This window comes from Streptomyces botrytidirepellens (assembly GCF_003721215.1).
Lineage (GTDB): Bacteria > Actinomycetota > Actinomycetes > Streptomycetales > Streptomycetaceae > Streptomyces > Streptomyces himastatinicus.
This window is the reverse complement of sequence record NZ_RIBZ01000298.1, coordinates 1-18210: the sequence shown is the minus strand read 5'-3', so window position 1 is coordinate 18210 and position 18210 is coordinate 1. Positions and strand designations below refer to the sequence as shown.

The 18210-nt window shown below is 70.9% G+C and carries 19 protein-coding genes and 1 pseudogene; 10 read left to right on the top strand and 10 right to left on the bottom strand.

Annotated features, from left to right (window positions below):
* From EEJ42_RS24855 to EEJ42_RS24835, 5 genes are all read left to right on the top strand, one after another.
* A partial coding sequence (locus tag EEJ42_RS24855) for a glutamyl-tRNA reductase (RefSeq protein ID WP_484422011.1) occupies nt 1-795 on the top strand: 795 nt, incomplete at its 5' end.
* Nucleotides 792-1760: a hydroxymethylbilane synthase gene (gene hemC / locus EEJ42_RS24850; protein WP_123103049.1), complete on the top strand. Its 969-nt coding sequence runs from the start codon at nt 792-794 to the stop codon at nt 1758-1760. The genes EEJ42_RS24855 and hemC, both read left to right, overlap by 4 nt.
* A complete protein-coding gene (locus tag EEJ42_RS24845; protein WP_123103047.1) occupies nt 1757-3421 on the top strand; it encodes a bifunctional uroporphyrinogen-III C-methyltransferase/uroporphyrinogen-III synthase in 1665 nt (554 codons plus the stop codon). Before hemC ends, EEJ42_RS24845 begins: the two co-directional genes overlap by 4 nt.
* Entirely contained in the window at nt 3418-4422 is a 1005-nt protein-coding gene (hemB, locus tag EEJ42_RS24840) for a porphobilinogen synthase (RefSeq protein ID WP_123103045.1), read from the top strand. Before EEJ42_RS24845 ends, hemB begins: the two co-directional genes overlap by 4 nt.
* Nucleotides 4423-4530: 108 nt before the next feature.
* Nucleotides 4531-5073: an NUDIX hydrolase gene (locus EEJ42_RS24835; RefSeq protein WP_123103043.1), complete on the top strand. Its 543-nt coding sequence runs from the start codon at nt 4531-4533 to the stop codon at nt 5071-5073.
* Here EEJ42_RS24835 and EEJ42_RS54275 read toward each other — a convergent pair.
* Nucleotides 5070-5300, bottom strand: coding sequence for a hypothetical protein (locus tag EEJ42_RS54275; RefSeq protein WP_123103041.1), 231 nt, complete (start codon nt 5298-5300; stop codon nt 5070-5072). The genes EEJ42_RS24835 and EEJ42_RS54275 overlap by 4 nt on opposite strands.
* Before the next feature lie 55 nt (nt 5301-5355).
* Nucleotides 5356-6114 (bottom strand): annotated as a pseudogene (locus tag EEJ42_RS54865) (helix-turn-helix domain-containing protein); the annotation flags it as partial.
* 161 nt (nt 6115-6275) lie between these two features.
* On the opposite strand from EEJ42_RS54865, the gene EEJ42_RS24825 reads away from it, so the two are divergent.
* Together EEJ42_RS24825 and EEJ42_RS24820 are read left to right on the top strand one after the other, a co-directional pair.
* Entirely contained in the window at nt 6276-6719 is a 444-nt protein-coding gene (locus EEJ42_RS24825) for an ATP-binding protein (protein ID WP_246097341.1), read from the top strand.
* Nucleotides 6720-6786: 67 nt separating this feature from the next.
* The gene (locus tag EEJ42_RS24820) at nt 6787-7200 is read left to right on the top strand and encodes an NUDIX domain-containing protein (RefSeq protein WP_246097339.1); all 414 of its coding nucleotides are present in this window, start codon (nt 6787-6789) and stop codon (nt 7198-7200) included.
* 278 nt (nt 7201-7478) lie between these two features.
* On the opposite strand, the gene EEJ42_RS51125 is transcribed toward EEJ42_RS24820, so the two are convergent.
* Entirely contained in the window at nt 7479-7652 is a 174-nt protein-coding gene (locus EEJ42_RS51125; protein ID WP_184503258.1) for a hypothetical protein, read from the bottom strand.
* A gap of 898 nt (nt 7653-8550) precedes the next feature.
* Here EEJ42_RS51125 and EEJ42_RS24815 point away from each other — a divergent pair.
* The gene (locus EEJ42_RS24815) at nt 8551-9837 is read left to right on the top strand and encodes a helix-turn-helix domain-containing protein (protein WP_123103035.1); all 1287 of its coding nucleotides are present in this window, start codon (nt 8551-8553) and stop codon (nt 9835-9837) included.
* Nucleotides 9838-9914: 77 nt separating this feature from the next.
* Here EEJ42_RS24815 and EEJ42_RS24810 read toward each other — a convergent pair whose 3' ends face one another.
* From EEJ42_RS24810 to EEJ42_RS24795, 5 genes are all read right to left on the bottom strand, one after another.
* Nucleotides 9915-10136 (bottom strand): hypothetical protein, encoded by a 222-nt coding sequence (locus tag EEJ42_RS24810; RefSeq protein ID WP_123103033.1) that lies wholly within the window; start codon nt 10134-10136, stop codon nt 9915-9917.
* 14 nt (nt 10137-10150) lie between these two features.
* A complete protein-coding gene (locus EEJ42_RS24805; protein ID WP_425472956.1) occupies nt 10151-11278 on the bottom strand; it encodes a sodium:solute symporter family transporter in 1128 nt (375 codons plus the stop codon).
* On the bottom strand, nt 11245-11745 hold the full coding sequence (locus tag EEJ42_RS54730) for a sodium:solute symporter family transporter (protein WP_425472957.1): 501 nt from the start codon (nt 11743-11745) through the stop codon (nt 11245-11247). The genes EEJ42_RS24805 and EEJ42_RS54730 overlap by 34 nt, the downstream gene beginning before the upstream one ends.
* Nucleotides 11746-11876: 131 nt before the next feature.
* Nucleotides 11877-12581, bottom strand: a complete 705-nt coding sequence (locus tag EEJ42_RS24800) for a nucleoside/nucleotide kinase family protein (RefSeq protein ID WP_123103031.1) — start codon at nt 12579-12581, stop codon at nt 11877-11879.
* Nucleotides 12582-12654: 73 nt separating this feature from the next.
* Complete coding sequence (locus tag EEJ42_RS24795) at nt 12655-13527, bottom strand: sugar phosphate isomerase/epimerase family protein (protein WP_123103029.1); 873 nt, start codon at nt 13525-13527, stop codon at nt 12655-12657.
* Between the two features lie 154 nt (nt 13528-13681).
* Between EEJ42_RS24795 and EEJ42_RS24790 the strand changes: the two genes are divergently transcribed.
* The gene (locus EEJ42_RS24790; protein ID WP_246097337.1) at nt 13682-14881 is read left to right on the top strand and encodes an ROK family transcriptional regulator; all 1200 of its coding nucleotides are present in this window, start codon (nt 13682-13684) and stop codon (nt 14879-14881) included.
* 46 nt (nt 14882-14927) lie between these two features.
* Here the strand turns inward: EEJ42_RS24790 and EEJ42_RS24785 are convergent, their stop codons facing one another.
* On the bottom strand, nt 14928-15707 hold the full coding sequence (locus EEJ42_RS24785; protein ID WP_123103027.1) for an SDR family NAD(P)-dependent oxidoreductase: 780 nt from the start codon (nt 15705-15707) through the stop codon (nt 14928-14930).
* A gap of 166 nt (nt 15708-15873) precedes the next feature.
* A complete protein-coding gene (locus tag EEJ42_RS24780) occupies nt 15874-16461 on the bottom strand; it encodes an AMIN-like domain-containing (lipo)protein (RefSeq protein WP_123103025.1) in 588 nt (195 codons plus the stop codon).
* 198 nt (nt 16462-16659) lie between these two features.
* On the opposite strand from EEJ42_RS24780, the gene EEJ42_RS24775 reads away from it, so the two are divergent.
* On the top strand, nt 16660-18153 hold the full coding sequence (locus EEJ42_RS24775) for an alpha/beta hydrolase (RefSeq protein ID WP_123103023.1): 1494 nt from the start codon (nt 16660-16662) through the stop codon (nt 18151-18153).
* Nucleotides 18154-18210: the final 57 nt, after the last annotated feature.

Sequence of the window (18210 nt, the reverse complement as noted above, 5' to 3'; positions counted from 1 at the left end):
GGCGCCGCCGTCGCCGTCGCGGACCTCGCGGCCGACGCCGCGCGCGAGGCCGCCCCGGAGCAGCGGCCCGGCCTGATCGCCCGCGCCGTGCCGCGCGACCGGGTCGCCAACGAGCTGCCGCACGCCGACATCGTCGTCTCCTGTACGGGCGCGACCGGCCTGGTGCTGACCGAGGACGATCTGCGCACCGCCCTCACCCAGCGGGCGGGCTGCCCCTCCGGCGGGCACGCCGCCACCGTCTCGCTGCTGGACCTGGCGATGCCGCGCGACATAGACGCGGCGGCGCACCGGATCGAGCGGCTGCGACTGGTCGACATCGAGTCCCTCGCCGAGGCGGCCGCCACCCCTGCCGACGACTCGGGGTCGTCCGCGGTCGCGCTGGCCGCCGACGTCGACAAGGTCCGCGGAATCGTCTCCGCCGAGGTGTCCGCCTTCGGGGCGGCCCAGCGCGCCGCGCACATCACGCCGACCGTGGTCGCGCTGCGTACCATGGCGGCAGATGTCGTCGCGAGTGAGATCGCCCGGCTCGACGGACGCCTGCCCGATCTGGACGACAAGCAGCGCTCGGAGATCACCCAGACCGTGCGCCGGGTCGTCGACAAGCTGCTGCACGCGCCCACCGTGCGGGTCAAGGAGCTGGCGAGCACTCCGGGCGGCGCGGGCTACGCGGACGCGCTGCGCGAGCTCTTCGACCTCGACCCCCAGGCGGTTGCCGCCGTCAGCCGGGCCGACACCAGCGGCTCGGACCCGGCGGGCGCCGCCGAACCGAACGACCCGAAGGGAGGCCGGGCATGACCACCGCCCCCGCCACCCCGCTGCGGCTGGGGACCCGCCGCAGTGCGCTCGCCATGGCCCAGTCCGGCCTGATAGCCGACGCGGTGCGCGAGCTGACCGGCCGCCCCGTCGAGCTGGTCGAGATCACGACGTACGGGGACGTCTCGCGCGAGCAGCTCGCGCAGATCGGCGGCACCGGCGTCTTCGTCTCGGCGCTGCGCGAGGCGCTGCTGGGCGGCGAGATCGACTTCGCCGTCCACTCGCTGAAGGACCTGCCGACCGCCGAGCCGGAGGGTCTGACCCTGGCCGCGATCCCGCGGCGCGAGGACCCGCGCGACGCGCTCATCGCGCGCGACGGCCTCACCTTCGAACAGCTGCCGCCCGGCGCCCGGATAGGCACCGGATCGCCGCGCCGTGCCGCGCAGCTCAACGCGTGGGCGCGGTCGTTCGGGCTCGATGTCGAGACCGTGCCGATCCGCGGCAACGTCGGCACCCGGATCGGCTACGTCCGCTCCGGTGAACTGGACGCCGTGGTGCTCGCCGCCGCCGGGCTGACCCGCCTGGGGCGGATCGGCGAGGCGACCGAGATCCTCGACGCCGACCATGTTTTGCCCGCCCCCGGCCAGGGGGCTCTGGCAGTCGAATGTGCCGCGGACGACGCGGAGTTGACTGCCCTGCTCGCCGGACTCGACGACCCGCACACGCGGGCCGCCGTGACCGCCGAGCGTTCCCTGCTCGCCGCCCTGGAGGCCGGCTGCAGCGCACCTGTGGGGGCGTTGGCCGACCTGTTGGGCGACGGTCAGGTTGTCACCGAAATGCGCCTGCGCGGCGTCGTCGGCACGACCGACGGCTCGACGCTGGTGCAGCTGTCCACCACCGGTCCCGTACCCGCGTCGCCCGATCAGGCCGCGGACCTCGGTCGCGAACTCGCCGCCGAGATGCTCGCCAAGGGTGCGGCCGGTCTTATGGGGGAGCGAGCACTTTGAACCCCAATGCCCCGAATCACCCCGGCTGCGGGCACGTCACCTTCCTCGGTGCCGGCCCAGGAGATCCGGGCCTACTGACGCTGCGGGCCGTGGAGGCCCTAGCGGCCGCGGACGTGCTGATCGCCGATCCGCACGTGCTCGACGTGGTACGTACGCACGTCAGGCCGGGCGTGGCCGCGGAAGCTCAGGGCACGCCAGGGCAGGCGGACCCTGATGCGTCGTCAGGCACCGCCGAGGTCCCGGTATTGCGGGACAGCACCAATCTTGTCATGGCGGCCGCGCGCGGCGGCAAGCGGGTCGTCCGCGCGGTAGCGGGCGACCCTGGCCTGGACGGATACGCCGCCGACGAGATGCTGGCGTGCGCCGCCGAGGGCATCGTCTTCGAGGTGGTCCCCGGTGTCGCGTCCGCGGTGGGCGTGCCCGCCTACGCGGGGGTGCCGCTGCGGGACTCCCAGGGCGCCGACGTGCGCTTCGTGGACGCCCGCACCGCCGACGAGCGCTGCTGGAGCGAGGTCGGCTCGTCCGACTCGACGGCCGTCGTCTCCGCCACCCTGGAGACGGTCGCGGCCGCCGCGGGCGAACTGGTGTCCGCGGGCCGCAAGCCGGACACCCCGCTGACGGTCACCGTCGCCGGTACCACCACCCGTCAGCGCACCTGGACGGCGACGCTCGGCACCATCGCGCAGGTGCTGAAGTCCGCGAAGGTGCTGCCGTCGCCGCAGGGCTCGCAGCCCGTGATAGCGGTCGTCGGCGAGAGCGGCGCGGCCGAGCGTCGCGACCAGCTGTCCTGGTTCGAGTCCAAGCCGCTGTTCGGCTGGAAGGTCCTGGTGCCGCGCACCAAGGAGCAGGCCGCCTCGCTCTCGGACCAGCTGCGTTCGTACGGCGCGGTGCCCAGCGAGGTGCCGACGATCGCCGTCGAGCCGCCGCGCACCCCGCAGCAGATGGAGCGCGCGGTCAAGGGCCTGGTCACCGGGCGCTACGAGTGGATCGCCTTCACCTCGGTCAACGCGGTCAAGGCGGTGCGCGAGAAGTTCGAGGAGTACGGGCTCGACGCCCGCGCGTTCGCCGGGATCAAGGTCGCGGCGGTCGGCGAGCAGACCGCCAAGTCGCTGATCGACTTCGGTGTGAAGCCGGATCTGGTGCCCAGCGGTGAGCAGTCCGCTGCCGGGCTGCTGGAGGACTGGCCGCCGTACGACCCGGTCTTCGACCCGATCGACCGGGTGTTCCTGCCGCGCGCCGACATCGCCACCGAGACCCTGGTCGCCGGGTTGATCGAGCTGGGCTGGGAGGTCGACGACGTCACCGCGTACCGCACCGTGCGCGCCTCGCCGCCGCCGGCCGAGACCCGTGAGGCCATCAAGGGCGGCGGGTTCGACGCGGTGCTCTTCACCTCGTCGTCCACCGTGCGGAACCTCGTCGGCATCGCGGGCAAGCCGCACAACGTCACTGTCATCGCCTGTATCGGCCCGGCCACCGCGAAGACCGCGGAGGAGCACGGCCTGCGGGTGGACGTGCTGTCGCCCGAGCCCTCGGTGCTCAAGCTGGCCGAGGCGCTCGCGGACTTCGGCGCGGCGCGGCGCCAGGCCGCGGTCGAGGCCGGGGACCCGGTCACGCGCCCGAGCGAGCGACGGCCCGGATCGCGAAGGAGGGCACGCTCGTGAGCACGCAGTACGGCAACTTCCCCGGGGCCCGTCCCCGGCGGCTGCGTACGACACCGGCGATGCGGCGCATGGTCGCCGAGACCCGGCTGCACCCGGCCGAGCTGATCCTGCCCGCGTTCGTGCGGGAGGACGTCAGCGAGCCGGTGCCGCTCCAGTCGATGCCGGGCGTCCTCCAGCACACCCGGGACAGCCTGCGGAAGGCCGCGGCCGAGGCGGTCGCGGCGGGCCTCGGCGGGATCATGCTGTTCGGGGTGCCGGAGGAGTCCAAGAAGGACGCCGTCGGCACCCCCGGCACCGACCCGGACGGCATCCTCCAGGCCGCCATCCGCGACGTGCGCGCCGAGGTCGGCGACGACCTCGTGATCATGTCGGACCTGTGCCTGGACGAGCACACCGACCACGGCCACTGCGGCGTCCTGGACGCCGAGGGCCGGATCGACAACGACGCCACCCTGGAGCGCTACGCCGAGATGGCCCGCGTCCAGGCCGACGCGGGCGTCCACGCGGTGGGTCCGAGCGGCATGATGGACGGCCAGGTCGCCGTCATCCGCGAGGCCCTGGACGGCGCCGGGTTCCAGGACGTGTCGATCCTCGCGTACACCGCCAAGTACGCCTCCGCCTTCTACGGCCCGTTCCGCGAGGCGGTCGGCTCGTCCCTCAAGGGCGACCGCAAGACGTACCAGCAGGACCCGCCCAACGCCCGCGAATCCTTGCGCGAGCTGGAACTGGACCTGTCCGAGGGCGCCGACATGGTCATGGTCAAGCCGGCCCTCCCGTACCTGGACATCCTCCACCGCATCGCCGACGCGGTGGACGTCCCGGTGGCCGCGTACCAGATCTCCGGCGAGTACGCGATGATCGAAGCGGCCGCCGCGAACGGCTGGATCGACCGCGACCGCGCCATCATGGAATCCCTCACCTCGATCCGCCGCGCGGGCGCGGGGATGATCCTCACCTACTGGGCAACGGAGGTCGCCCAGCGCCTGAACCGCGGCGAGTAGTCCTACCCGCCACGCCGGACGGGCCGGATGCGCACATGCGCGTCCGGCCCGACTGCGTTTTCGTGCGAGTGACATGCTGGGAGCCGCGTCGGCAAAGGGGAGTGGCTCATGCGGTGGACGGTCCATGGCGAGCGGCAGATCTACAGCAATCCGTGGGTGAACCTGTGGCTCGTGGACGTCCAGCAGCCGGATGGTCATCGTTGGGAACACCATGTGGTGCGGATGCGGCACCTGGCTGTCGCCGCCGTGGTCGATGAACAGAAGCGGGTGCTGATGATGTGGCGGCACCGGTTTGTCACCGACACCTGGGGCTGGGAGTTGCCCATGGGGCTCATCGAGCCCGACGAGACCCCCGAGCAGGCCGCCGTGCGCGAGGTCGAAGAGGAGACCGGCTGGCGGGTGGAGGCAGTGAAGCCTCTGGTTTACGCCCAGCCCGCGAACGGCATCACCGACTCCGAACACCACGTCTTCCGCGCCGACGGTGCCACGTACGCCGGTCCGCCGACCGAACTGAACGAATCGGACCGCGTCGAGTGGATTCCGCTCGCGGAGATCCGCGGGATGATCGACCGTCGCGAGATCGTCAGCAGCGGCAGCCTGGTCGGCCTGTTGTACCTGCTCCTGGACGAGGCCACCAAGGCCACCGGTTAGTGCAGTGCCTCTCGCATCCGCTGCTCGAACCTGATCACGGGCGTCTCGCGGGCGTACGGAGTGAGGCGGCGGCGAAACTCCTGGAGGTGCCCAGCGACCCGGGGCGAGTCGATGGCGGCCGTCAGGTCGAGCGCGAGTGCGGCGCTGCGGCAGGCCGCGTCGAGTTTGCCCTGCTGGAACTGGGCTGTGGCGAGCCAGTAGGCGTGGAGGGCCCAGCGGCTGGTCACCTGCGGCCCGCGCAGCGTCCTGGGCCTTGCAGGCGAGGGCGATGGCGTCCACCGCATTGCCTTCATAGGTGGCCTGCAGACTCATGCAGGAGAGCACGTTGGCCATGAAAAGGCGATCATTCTGCCCGTGGGAGAGGCCGAGGGCCTGGGTGAAGTAGATGCGCGCGGTGCTGTACTGGCGGGCATCGAAGTATGCCCACCCCGCGAGGCGTGCCAGCTCGGCGGCGAGGCATCGCAGGTCTCGCTCCAGAGGGTCGTCGGCGGTTCGCATCATCTGGGTGACGTACGTGAGGTGCCCCACGATGGCGGGGCGAAGCGATGCGCCGCCGTGTTGGTCGTCGCGACGCCAGTAGTCCTCCACCGAGGAGCGCAGCGCCCTCAGCGTGGAGCGCGTGACCCGCCCGTCAGCCAGGGTCAGGAGGTCTTCAAGACTGTCGCTGGGAGCAGGACCGGAGGGCGTCGGGGAGTGCACAGGCTCTGGCTCTCGTCCCGGGGCGCGCTCGCGTACATGGTCCGGTGGAGGGATCTCCCAGGGACGATGAGCGAGACCCAGCATTGCGCCGGGGATGCGCAGTCCGTCGGCGACTCGCTCGATGACATCGATGTGTGCCAGGGTGCGGCGCCCGGCCATGATTTCGCCAACCCTGCTGGGCGTCATGCCGCAGAGGGCGGCGATACGAGAGGGGTAGATCCCTGCCCTGAGCTTGACCAGCCGGAAGATGCGGGCGAAGTCGCGGCCCCGGCATGCGTCCTGCCACTCGTGGCTGGTCAGCAACGCGGGCGGAAGCCTGTGGTGAGGCTGCGGTCCGGGCACTCGTGCCCCTCTTCCTCGTCCCACGATAGTGGGCCGTCTGGGCAGTGAACCGTCGAGGATTTTACCCACGTTGGGTAATCACCATGGCCTGTTTCCGTAGTTGTCGATCGGGTGAGCTTGCCCCCTGGAACCACCCGCGACGAGGGGACGCGATGCTCCCGATGACCACCCCCAACCCACAGCAGCCCGCCACGCGGCAATGGAAGATGCAGTTCACGTCCCCACCCAGATGCGTCCGCCTTGCTCGAAGCCAGGTCGGCAAAGCGCTTCGTAACTGGGGCTACGGAGAGGAAGACATCGACCGGATGGTCCTCGTCTGCAGCGAGCTGGCCACCAACGCCGTGCAGCACGGCAACAAGCGCGGTCACCTCTTCGAAGTGCGCCTGACCCACGAGGACACCAGTTGCCTCGTCGAGGTCTCCGACGCGGCCAGCAATCGGCTGCCCCGTCGTACGGAGGCCACCGAGAACGACGAGAACGGTCGTGGCCTCCAGCTTGTCGCAGCCCTGGCCAAGGAGACCGGTCACCGCCCTCGCAGCCCGATCGGCAAGACCGTCTGGGCACGTCTCGCCCTCACTTGGGGTGAAGAAGCCGGGCAATCCTGAGAAGCCGGTGGCCCCTACCGCTACGGTGGGGGCCACCGCTGCGCACATGTCGTCGGGGAGGACGGTTGTGGCTGAGGATCCGCCGAAGAAGAACCCCGGATGCTTGGCCGTGATCCTCACCGGCCGCAGGGAAATCATCCTGCAACTCCGGGACGAGAAGCCCGACATCTGGTGGCCGGGGTATTGGTCCCTCCCAGGAGGCGGACGGGAACCGGGCGAGGCCCCGATCGACACCATCCTCCGCGAAATCAAGGAGGAGACCGGCATCGTGCCGGACACGATCGAGGAGGCCGCGGTGACCCCGTACGACCCCTTCAAGGCTCCGCCGCACGTGTTCCTCGGCACCTGGGACGGCGAGGAGAGCGAACTCGTCCTCGGTGAGGGCCAAGCACTACGGCTGGTCCCTCTGGGCCAGCTGCCCGAGAAGATGCCGCCTCACATCCGGCACTACATCCTTCAGCTCACCTCGGACGGTTCCTGACGGTAGCTGTCTCATCTCCGTCGCATGCCCACGCTGCACCATGTCGTTCGCTGGAATGGGGTGCACGTCGATGTGCCATGGGCGCGCCCGGCCGGGATGACAACGGAGGCAGGAATGCCGGGTCGGCGAGGATCGCCCCGGCCGCGGTGCGAGCGCGAGGAATCCGACGTCGGCGGGCACCCGCGCGACGTCCCACTTGTAGCCGACCACGATCAGGCGCGCTTGTCCCGGCTATCTGCCGTTCGCGCTCCACCACGATGCGGTTGGGGCCGAAGTGGCTACGCGTGGGCAAGGACCACGCCGTACGCGTGCGGCAGCGCGAGAATGTCGAGCAGCCCCAAGAAAGTCGGCGATCGAACCTCGTCGATCGGCCCGTGCTCGGTGAAGAGTTCGGACAGAGCCAGCTCGTGCTGTCGGCAGCATTCGGCGAGCGAGGCGGCGAGGGCTGTCACTCGGGCCTTGCGACTCGTCCGCGCAAGTAGTGGTCGGTTCCCAGCTGTAGGTGGGGACAGCTTGCTGTCGCGCGCCCTACGATCCGGGAGAATGCACAGGCAGTGACAGACACCACACGGTTGAGATTCCGTGAGTGTGGCAACAGTCAAGACTGCGCCATATGACGTAGACGACTTACTCGCTCCTGAGTCGTGTCGCCCCTCCCGAAACCCCGCCCCAGCAGCCATTGTTCGCAGACGTTTTCACAGCTCAGTGTAGTGAAACCCTAAAGGCGTAGAGATCAACTACTCGTCACCGAGCGTTTTACGGCTGGAGTTTGTTCCGGAGTGGTCGCTGGCGGACCGGTGTTGTACCCGGGACCCGATATGCTCGTCTCAACATCTTCTCTCGCGGCGTAATCCGTCGGTCGGTTGACCCGATCGGGGCCGATCGGCTCCGCGACCGAGAGGAGGTGTTGCGGATGGAGAACCCGCCAGATGGCGGGGAGCGGAACAACCGGAAGATCGTCAGAAAGGTGATCGGTTGGCTGACGCTACAGGCACTGGGTGCCTGGCTGCGTCATATGATCGACAGCTCTCTCTAGACGTCTGAGGCCCCCTGCTGCAACAGAGGGCCTCCCGGGAGCCTGCTCCCAGACGCTGGCCCTGTGCCCCCGCCAACGGAGTCATGAACCGTGGAGGTACAGGGCCTCTTCCATAACCGATACACGCGGACCGCGGTCCCAACCGTGCGGCCAACGGCGTCTAACGTCGCGCATTTCCGCTTGAGCATCTACCAGTTCTGCCGCTAAAAAACACGGTAGTCCAGGTCGAGCCCCGGGAAGCCGACGATGTAACCCGGCTGTGGCATTCGGATGGTACCTCTAAACTGGTCCCGCCGACGAGAAAGAGCACACGGATGGCACGGGGCCTGGCCAATTTCAGCTCCACCGAGCTGCGAGCCCACCGAATGAACCTCTACGCGCGTCCGAACGCGGTGTCGATGACCGCCGAGCAGCTCGCTGAAGCTGTCGGAGCGACGAAAGCACAGATCCTGGCCTACGAGAATGGGCATCGAGTGCCAGACCCTCCGCGCGTGCGAGCCCTCGCTCGGGCCCTGAGGATCCATCCTTGGCAGCTCATGAACCTCGACGAACGCAACACGTGGACGCTCGCTGACTTTCGCCGCGCATCCGGGCTGCGAGCCGAGGACGTCGTAACCCGCCTCGGAATCTCCCCCAAGAACTACCGCCGGTTTGAGACTGAGGGCATCGTGCCAAGCCGCCGTCCTCAGTTCATCGACGAGGTCGCCGCGGCCATGGGCATGCCCCGTCAGATGGTCGTTATGGCCATCGACCGGACGCCGGCCGTGCAACGGCGCCAGGGCCGTGCTTTCGAGCTGGTCGTGGCCATGGCTGAGCGCTACGTGCCCAAGGCCGGGCCATGGGATGGGCCGGCACTCACCGACCCGAACCTGATCGAACTGGCGGCCGCGTACGGCCGACCCGTCCAACGGATTCGCCGCGTCCTGACATACGAACTGGGCGAACTCCGGCAGAGTCAAGTACGCGCCCGGCGCGAGCGTGTCATCGCGGACTACGACACCGACCTCAGCCGCCAGGCCGGTGCTCGGCATGCACTGAATCGCTGGCATGAAGTCTTCGAGACAGAGCTGTTCCGGCTGCCCCGGCGCCTGGAGTCGTTCCACCGCACTGCTCAGCCCTCGGACGTCTGGCAACTCCTAGTCGACCTCTTCAACGTCGATGCCCTCGGACGCTCCGATGCCGGTACGTGGGCGGTCACCACCCTGCTGAGCAAGGAGCCCCAGGTGCTGCCCCGCTATCTGGTCGAGCAAGGTAGTGTCGAAGATGTCCAGGTTTGCCGTCTCTCTGCCCCGGGCGCCAACCACGTGCTCACCTACGCCGGCCTGTACGCGGCGTTGTACCCCGGGGTGCGTAGACCAATCCGCACGGGTAGCCGCGTCAAGTCTCGCGGCGGCGCTGGCCCGGAGACGTTCACGCTCCCCAACCGGATCGAGCGTCTGACCGTGCCTCACCCGATCCTGGAAAACATGCGGATTGTGTTGGCGAGGGCCAAGACCACCCTGCCGATTGGGCTGAGCCCCACCTATGAGCTCACGGTGGGAGCGAACTCCCTGTCTGCCGCACCCAAAGGTTTCCTTTTACCTATGGACGACCCGGACTGAAGCTCACCGACGATGCGGCAGCCCGAGCAGCCGGGACGTACTCGTGCGCCTCGAAACTCGGCCACAACCCAGCGCGCTCAGCGGTCGTCGCGGCGCTGCGGGGCGAGCTTCGCCCAGGCGCCGAACGCTGCCGCCACGGCCAGGAGGCCGAGGCCGATCCAGAGGTTGATGCGGATGCCGTCGGCCTTGGCCAGTTCGGCGGGGCCGTCGGTGATGCCGAGGACGGTGAGGACGGCGCCGTACAGGCCGAGGAGTCCGGCGATGAGCCAGCGGACGTCGAAGGTCTTTCCCGGGGTCATGGGGTTCTCTCCGTTCATACGGCGACCACCAGCCAGACGCTCAGGGCCGCCGTCAGCGCCAGGATGATGCCGCCGAGGACGACCGGGGACTTCCACCAGGGCTGCCGTACGGAGGCTTCGTGGGCGTCGGGGGAGTCGGGGTCGGGGAGGCCCCGGACGAGGCCGCGGAGTTCGGACTCCGGCTTCGGCCGGGTGATGAAGGTGACCGCGATCGTGACGACGGCGTCCACGACGAAGGCGAAGAGGGCGCCGTAGAAGTTGGCCATCTGGGCGTTGATGGTGTCGTGCGGGCCGACTTCGCCGCCGGGGTAGAACCAGCCGATGTGGTAGGCGGAGAGGTGGGCGACGGCGGCCGCGGCCGTGCCGGAGAGCATGCCCCAGAAGCCCGCCCACGGGGTGACCCGCTTCCAGAACATCGCCAGCAGGAACGTCGCGAAGAGCGGCGAGTTGAAGAAGGAGAAGAGGAGCTGGATGTAGTTCTGGATGTTGTTGTACTCGGAGGCGACGAACGCCGCGGCGACGCTCACCGCGATGCCCGCGACCGTGGCGTAGCGCCCGGCGGTGAGGTAGTAGCGGTCGTCGCGGTCGCGCACCACGTACGGCTTCCAGATGTCGTACGTGAACACGGTGTTGAAGCCGGAGATGTTGGCGGCCATGCCCGCCATGAAGGCGGCGAGCAGGCCGGTGAGGGCGATGCCGAGGACTCCGGTGGGCAGGAAGCGCTGCATCATCTCGGGGATGACGTCGTTGTACGTGGGCCCGCCGGGCTTCCCCAGCTTGGGGATGATGACCAGGGCGATCATGCCGGGGACCACGGTGAACAGCGGCAGCGCCATCTTGGGGAAGGCCGCGATGAGCGGGGTGCGGCGGGCGGCGTTGAGGTCCTTGGCGGCGAGCGAGCGCTGCACCTCGGCGAAGTTGGTGGTCCAGTAGCCGAAGGCGAGGACGAAGCCCTCGCCCATGGCGAGGCCGATCCAGTCGCCGAGCGGGTTGGTCCAGTGGCCGGGGGTGGTGCCCTGCCAGGTGTGCAGCAGGGTGGGGTCCTGGACGGCGTCCTTCAGGCCGCCGAAGCCGCCGACGGTGTGGAGGCCGATGACGACGATGGGGATCAGCCCGGCGAGGATGACGAAGAACTGGAGCACCTCGCCGTAGATCGCGCCCNCCCGGCGAGGATGACGAAGAACTGGAGCACCTCGCCGTAGATCGCGCCCGCCAGCCCGCCCAGGGTGATGTACGCGAGGACGAAGACCGCGGACAGCACGATCGACAGCCACAGCGGCCAGCCGATCAGCAGCTTGACGATCAGCGCGAGGGCGAAGAGGTTGACGCCCGCGAGCAGCATCTGCGCGACGGCGAAGACGACGCTGTTGAGCAGGTGGGTCTGGTTGTTGAAGCGGCGGCGCAGATACTCGGAGACGCTGTGCACCCGCGTCGAGTAGTAGAACGGCATCATCACGACGCCGAGAAAGACCATCGCGGGGATCGCGCCGAGCCAGTAGAAGTGCACCGCGGCGGCCCCGTACTGGGCGCCGTTGGCCGCGCCGCCGATGATCTCCAGGGCGCCGAGGTTGGCGGATATGAAGGCGAGGCCGGTGATCCAGGCGGGCATGGAGCGCCCGGCGAGGAAGAAGTCGCCGGTGGTGCGGACGGCGCGCTTGGTGTAGAGGCCGATGGCGATGATCGCGCCGAAGTAGACGGCGAGCAGGAACCAGTCGACGGCCCCGAGGCTCAGGGTGCCGGTCATGCCCGCGTCTCCCCTGAGTCGGTCTCGCCTGGGTCGGTCTCGCCTGGGTCGGTCTCGCCTGGGTCGGTCTCGCCCGGGTCGGCGGTGAAGCCGATGACGAGGTCGGCGGCGTCGCGGCCGGGGGCGACGCGGCGGGCGTTGGCCTCGTCCGTGGTGAGGACCCAGCGTTCGGCCTCGGCGGGCTCCTTGCCGAACCGCTCATGGCGGTCGATCAGCCGCCGTACCCGCTCCTCGGTGTCCAGCTCGACCCACCAGGTCTCGTCGAGCAGTTCGCGGACCGGGCGCCAGGGCGCGTCATCCAGCAGCAGGTAGTTGCCCTCGGTGATGACGAGCGGGACGTCCGGGGCGACCGGGATGGAGCCCGCGATGGGCTGCTCCAGTTCGCGTTCGAAGCCCGGCGCGTACACCGGCTCGCCGGGGCGCGGCTCCTTGAGGCGCCGCAGCAGCGCGGTGTAGCCGTACGGGTCGAAGGTCTCCGGGGCGCCCTTGCGGCCCAGCAGGCCCAGGCGGCGCAGCTCGACGTCGGCGAGGTGGAAGCCGTCCATCGGGACCAGGACCGCGCGGTCGGGGCCGAGCGCGCCGACCAGGTACTCGGCGAGGGTGGTCTTGCCGGCCCCGGGCGGTCCGGCGATGCCGAGCAGTCGGCGGCGGCCGGAGTCGGCCAGGCGCCGGGCGCGGTCGAGGAGTTGCTGGGGAGTCATGGCGGGTGCTTTCCGTGCTGGGGCGGGTCGGGGCGTCGGGCCGCGGTGGGGGCGTCGAACCGCGGGGCGGGCGTCAGGCCGCGGTGTGGGCGTGCGCGGCCTTGATCTGGTCGGCGATGTACGAGCGGGCGTGGGCGGCGAGGTCCGGGCCGTCGGACCACAGGTTCCGCCAGACGGCGAGGTCGTGGGAGAGGCCGGGGGCGACGACGGCCGACGAGAAGCTCTCGAAGGTGATCGGGCCCCGGTAGCCGATGTCGGCGAGGGCGTGGAAGAACGCGGGGAAGTCGATGGTGCCGGAGCCGAGGTAGCCGCGGTGGGACTCGCCGATGTGGACGTAGCCGAGGCGGTCGCCGCAGGCGCGGACGGGGCGGGAGAAGTCCTGCTCCTCGATGTTCATGTGGTACGTGTCCAGGTGGACCAGGACGTTGGAGGCGCCGATCTCGTCGATCAGGTCCAGGCACTGGCGGGCGGTGTTGACGACGTTGGTCTCGTACCGGTTGACCACCTCCAGGCCGAGCGTCACCCCGAGGCCGTCCGCCTCGGCGGCCAGTCGGCGCAGCGCCCGGACGGCGTGCTCGCGCCCCCGGGCGGTGGCGGGGCGGCCGTACTTGCCGAGGGCGCTGTAGAGCACCCCGCCGAAGTAGTCGCCGCCGAGGTCATGGGTGATGCGCAGGGCCCGGCGCAGCAGCGCCTCGCCGCGGGCGGCGGTGTCCGGGTCGTCGGAGGAGACGTCGGAGTCGAAGGAGAGGCCGCGGGAGCAGGCCACGCGCAGGCCGTGGTCGGCGAGGACCTGGCGGGTGTCCTTCACGTCGACCAGCTCCGGGTCGTGGAGGGAGATCTCGACCAGGTCGTATCCGGCCTCGCGGCTGCGGGCCGCGGCGGTCCGGGCGCCTTCGGGCGTCCAGTCGCCGGTCCACACCAGGGCGTGCACTCCGAGGTCGTTCATCAAGGTCCCTCCGCGTCGTTGCGTGCGTGATGCCTGCCTGATGTTACGCATCTTTTGCGTGAGGGCAATACATAAGTGTGCTTGGGTTCGGTCGTAAAGGGCGGTACGGTGTGGGCGGTACCGAACAGAGCGTGAACATGGAGGACAGGGCCCAGTGGCGGAGGCGGTCTCGGCAGGTCAGGCGCATCCGACGGGCCCAGGGGCGGTGCTGGCGCTCATCCGCGGCGGCCGGGCCACCACCCGGGCCCAGCTCATGGCCGCGACCGGACTGTCCCGCTCCACCATGGCCACGCGGCTGGAGGCACTGGGCGAGGCCGGTTATCTGGAGGTGTCCGGCGCGGCCGACTCCACCGGCGGCCGCCCGGCGGGCTCCTTCCGGCTGCGCCGCGACGCCGGGGTGCTGCTCCTCGCCGACATCGGCGGCAGCCATGTGCACACCGCGCTCGCCGACATGGGCTGCGACGTCCTCGTCTCGCACCGCCGCGACCTCAGCGTGGCCGAGGGCCCGGACGTGGTGCTCGGGCAGGTCGCCGCCGACTTCCGGCGGCTGCTGAAGGACGCGGGCGAACCGGCCGACCGGGTGCGCGGCATCGGCATCGGGGTGCCCGGCCCGGTGGAGGCGGGCACCGGACGCGTCGTCAGCCCGCCCATCATGACCGGCTGGGACGGCTACACCGTGCCGGACTTCTTCCGCGGCGGCTACGACTGCCCGGTCCTCGCCGACAAGGACACCAACCTGATGGCCCTCGGCGAGCACCGGGTCAACTGGCCCGACCGCCGCCATCTGCTCTTCGTCAAGGCGGGCACCGGCATCGGCTCCGGCCTCGTCCTCGGCGGCGCGCTCCACCACGGCTCCCAGGGCGCCGCGGGCGACATCGGCCACATCCCCGCCCCCGGCCTCGACGAGACCTCCCCCGACGCCCCCGTCTGCCGCTGCGGCAACTCCGGCTGTCTGGAGGCCCTGGCCGGTGGCTGGGCCCTGGTCCGCGATCTCACCGCCGCCGGGCACGACGTCGCCACCACCGACGACGTCGTCGCCCTCGTCCGCTCCGGCAACGGCGACGCCGTACGGCTGCTGCGACAGGCGGGCCGCCTGCTCGGCCAGGGCGTCGCCGACGCGGTCAGCCTCCTCAACCCGTCCATCCTGGTCGTCGGCGGCGGGCTCGCCCACGCCCAGGAACACCTGATCGCGGGCATCCGCGAGGTCACCTACCGGCGGTCCCTGCCGCTGGCCACCCGCGACCTGCGCGTCGTCCTGTCCCCGCTGGGCACCCGCGCGGGCGTCACCGGCGCGGCCCACATGGTCGCCGACGCCCTGTTCGACCCGGCGACGGTGGACGCGCGGCTGCGCTGACCCTCGTCGAGGCTCGTGCTCACGCCCGCGTGGGTGAGGCTCGCGCTCAGGCCTGCATGCCGCCGTCCACGGGCAGCACCACGCCCGTGACGTACGACGCGCGGTCGCTCAGCAGCCAGGCCGCGGCCTCCGCGCTCTCCTCCGGTTCGGCGGCGCGGCCCAGCGGGGTGCGGGCGTTGAGCTGGTCCACGATCCCCGGGCTGCGCTCCTCCCAGGAGGCGAGCATGGCGGTCACATGGGTGCCGGGGGCAATGGCGTTGACCCGGATGCCCTCCGGGCCGTACGTGACGGCGGCGGATTCGGTCAGGCTGTTGACCGCCCGCTTGGCGGCCCCGTACGCGGGCAGCTCCGGATTGGCCATGAGGCTGCCCACGCTGCTGTTGTTGACGATCGAGCCGCCGCCCGCCGTCGCGCGGATCGCCGCGATCTCGGCCGCCATGGCCAGCCAGGTGCCCTTGAAGTTGACCGTGACGGCCAGGTCGAAGTCGTCCTCCGGCAGATCGGCCACGGGGGCCACCGGCTGCACCGCCCCCGCGTTGTTGAAGGCGGCGTCCAGGCGGCCGTGCAGCCGTACGGCCGTGTCGACGGCGCCGCGGACGCTCGCCGGGTCGGCCAGGTCGCACACCACATGGTCGGCGGTGCCGCCCGCCGCCCGGATCTCCTCGACCACGGCCTTCAGCTCGGATTCGGTGCGTGCGGCCAGGACCACCTTCGCGCCCTCCCGGGCGAAGAGCCGCGCCGCGGCGGCGCCGATGCCGCGTCCGGCGCCGGTGATCAGGGTGACCTTGTCGGTGAGGAGGCCGGTGCGAGGTTTCGTGTCGTTCATGCGACTCAGCCTGCGGCGCTCCGCCCGCCCCAGCCAGGCATCGTCGGTACCTGGCTGCGCCGGCAACCGCCCCCGCACCCTTGAGGGACCCGTGCCCCGCGGCCCTCGCGGCGGGTGCTCGCGGGGCTGGGCACCCCGTGGTCGGTTCGTGGGCGCTGACGCGGGCTCAGCGGGCGGCGGTCCAGGAGTGGGCGACGTCCACGATGACCTTGCCGTCGGACTGGAAGACCCGGAACGGCAGCCGGGCCCGCACGCCGAGGCCGACCTGGGTGTCGCCCTCGAAGCTGGCGCCGTAGCGGGTGTCCCGGAAGGTCTGGTAGCCGGAGACGTTCACGCCCGGCAGCGGCTGCCTGGCCTTGCCCGGGTACGTGCTGTGCCCCGACTCGTAGTCGTAGCTGGGCGCGCCCACCCGGATGTCCAGGATCGCCCCGCCGTTCACCGCGATCGGGTCCCCGGAGCCGTCCTGGTACAGCGCGTCGACGTACCGCACGTCGAAGCGCACCCGGTCGGCGGCCGTGGCGCCCTTCACGTCGAAGACCATGCGGTCGAAGCACTCGTGCTGACCGGTCCTGATGTTCTCCAGCGGCTTGGCGTTGCCCGAGGGCGCCGTCTTCTCGCCGCTGCCCCAGCCGGTGGCGCACGCCGCGGCCGTGCCCGCACCGGTGGCCTGCGCCGCCTCCGCTGTTCCGGCCGTCACCGCCAGTCCGGCGCCTGCCAGCACGATCGCGGCGAGCGAGGTTCCCCACCGTCGCATGTCTTACCCCCAGTGTCTCGATTGACGGATGATGCATGAGGTTTGACGGGCCGGGGGGTCCGGAGGTTGTCCCCAATCGGAGAATCTGTCGCAAAGGGTACGGTCGGGGCTTGCCCCCTACGGGTGGGGTTATCCGCAGCGCCCACCGGCCGGGTGACCGGATGGGCACGCACGTCCGGTTCGGACAGGCTCGTCCCCATGCCACTGATGACCGGCAAGACCGCCGCGCTGGCCCTCGCCGTCGCCGCCACCGCCTCCGTCCTGGCCACCGTGTCCCCCGCCGAGGCGACCAGCGCGCTCAGCTGGGGGGCCTGCGAGGGCACCGGCCACGACGCCCGCCAGGAGTGCGCCACGCTCGACGTACCGCTGAACTACCGCGACCCGGACGGGAAGCGGATCACGCTCGCCGTCTCCCGCATCCGCAGCGAGCGGCCGGACGCCCGCCGCGGAACGCTGCTGCTGATCCCCGGCGGCCCCGGGGAGCCCGGCCTGAACAGGCCGTCCACCATCGGCAAGCGGCTACCGCAGTCGGTGCGGGACGCCTACGACCTCGTCAGCTTCGACCCGCGCGGAATGGGCCGATCCACGTCCGCGAGCTGCGATCTGGCCGCAGGGGACCGGTCCCTGGTCACCGCCCGCCCCTGGCCCGCGGCCGACGGCGACATCACGGGGAACGTCACCACCGCCCGCCGCATCGCCGACACCTGCGCCCGCAACGGCGGCGACCTGCTGCCCACCCTCAGCACCGTCAACGAGGCGCGCGACATCGACAGCATCCGCCGGGCGCTCGGCGAGCGGAAACTGTCGGCCTGGGGCCGGTCGTACGGGACGTACGTGGGGTCCGTGTACGCGCAGCGGTACCCGGAGCGCACCGACCGCTGGGTGCTGGACAGCAACGACGACCCGGATCCCACGCAGGTGGAGCGCCGCTGGCTGGCCAACTTCGCGGTCGGCGCCGAGGACACCTTCCCCGCCTTCGCGAAGTGGGCCTCGGACCCCGGCAGTCCGGTCCGCCTCGCCGACACCCCCGCCGGGGTGCGCCGCCGCGTCCTCGGCCTGGCCGCCCGGCTGGACGCCGAGCCCCTGCGCTGGGACGGCGCCAACCCGCCGGTGCTGAACGGGAACGTGTTCCGCCAGAGCGTCCTGACCGCCCTGTACTCCCGGGGCCAGTTCGAGGGGCTGGCCCGGCTCGTCAGGGACGCGGAGGACGGCAAGGTGCCCGGCGCGGCGCCGCCGGATCTGCCGCAGGACACCGCGGCCGTGTCCTTCGCGACCCTCTGCAACGACGTGGAGTGGCCGACGTCGATCCCCGAGCACGCCCGCGACGTCGCCGCCAGTCGTGCCTCCCACCCGCTCACCGCGGGGATGCCGGTGAACATCACGCCGTGTTCCTTCTGGCCGTACAAGCCCCAGGACAAGCCGGTCCGCATCACCGACCGGGGCCCGTCCAACGTCCTGCTCGTCCAGAACCGCTACGACCCCGCCACCCCCTACAGCGGGGCGCTCAACTCGCGGCGCGCCTACGGCGACCGGGCGCGGATGGTCACCGTCGACACCACGGGCCACGGCGCGGCCTATGTCCCGGCCCCGTACACCAGCGCCTGCGCGGACCGCGCGGTGACGGACTACCTGGTGCGCGGCGAACGGCCGGTGCGCGATGTGTCCTGCCCGGCGCCGGAGCAAGCCCCGTAAGCACGGGAAGCGCCGTGAACAGCCGCGCGGCGGTCCCGGTCGGCATGACCGGGACCG

Excerpts from the sequence above, each read along its gene's own strand:
- hemC (WP_123103049.1), top strand. The coding sequence starts at position 792 with ATGACCACCGCCCCCGCCACCCCGCTGCGGCTGGGGACCCGCCGCAGT.
- EEJ42_RS24835 (WP_123103043.1), top strand. The coding sequence starts at position 4,531 with ATGCGGTGGACGGTCCATGGCGAGCGGCAGATCTACAGCAATCCGTGG.
- EEJ42_RS24825 (WP_246097341.1), top strand. The coding sequence starts at position 6,276 with ATGACCACCCCCAACCCACAGCAGCCCGCCACGCGGCAATGGAAGATG.
- EEJ42_RS24815 (WP_123103035.1), top strand. The coding sequence starts at position 8,551 with ATGGCACGGGGCCTGGCCAATTTCAGCTCCACCGAGCTGCGAGCCCAC.
- EEJ42_RS24810 (WP_123103033.1), bottom strand. The coding sequence starts at position 10,136 with ATGACCCCGGGAAAGACCTTCGACGTCCGCTGGCTCATCGCCGGACTC.
- EEJ42_RS24800 (WP_123103031.1), bottom strand. The coding sequence starts at position 12,581 with ATGACTCCCCAGCAACTCCTCGACCGCGCCCGGCGCCTGGCCGACTCC.
- EEJ42_RS24795 (WP_123103029.1), bottom strand. The coding sequence starts at position 13,527 with ATGAACGACCTCGGAGTGCACGCCCTGGTGTGGACCGGCGACTGGACG.
- EEJ42_RS24785 (WP_123103027.1), bottom strand. The coding sequence starts at position 15,707 with ATGAACGACACGAAACCTCGCACCGGCCTCCTCACCGACAAGGTCACC.
- EEJ42_RS24780 (WP_123103025.1), bottom strand. The coding sequence starts at position 16,461 with ATGCGACGGTGGGGAACCTCGCTCGCCGCGATCGTGCTGGCAGGCGCC.
- EEJ42_RS24775 (WP_123103023.1), top strand. The coding sequence starts at position 16,660 with ATGCCACTGATGACCGGCAAGACCGCCGCGCTGGCCCTCGCCGTCGCC.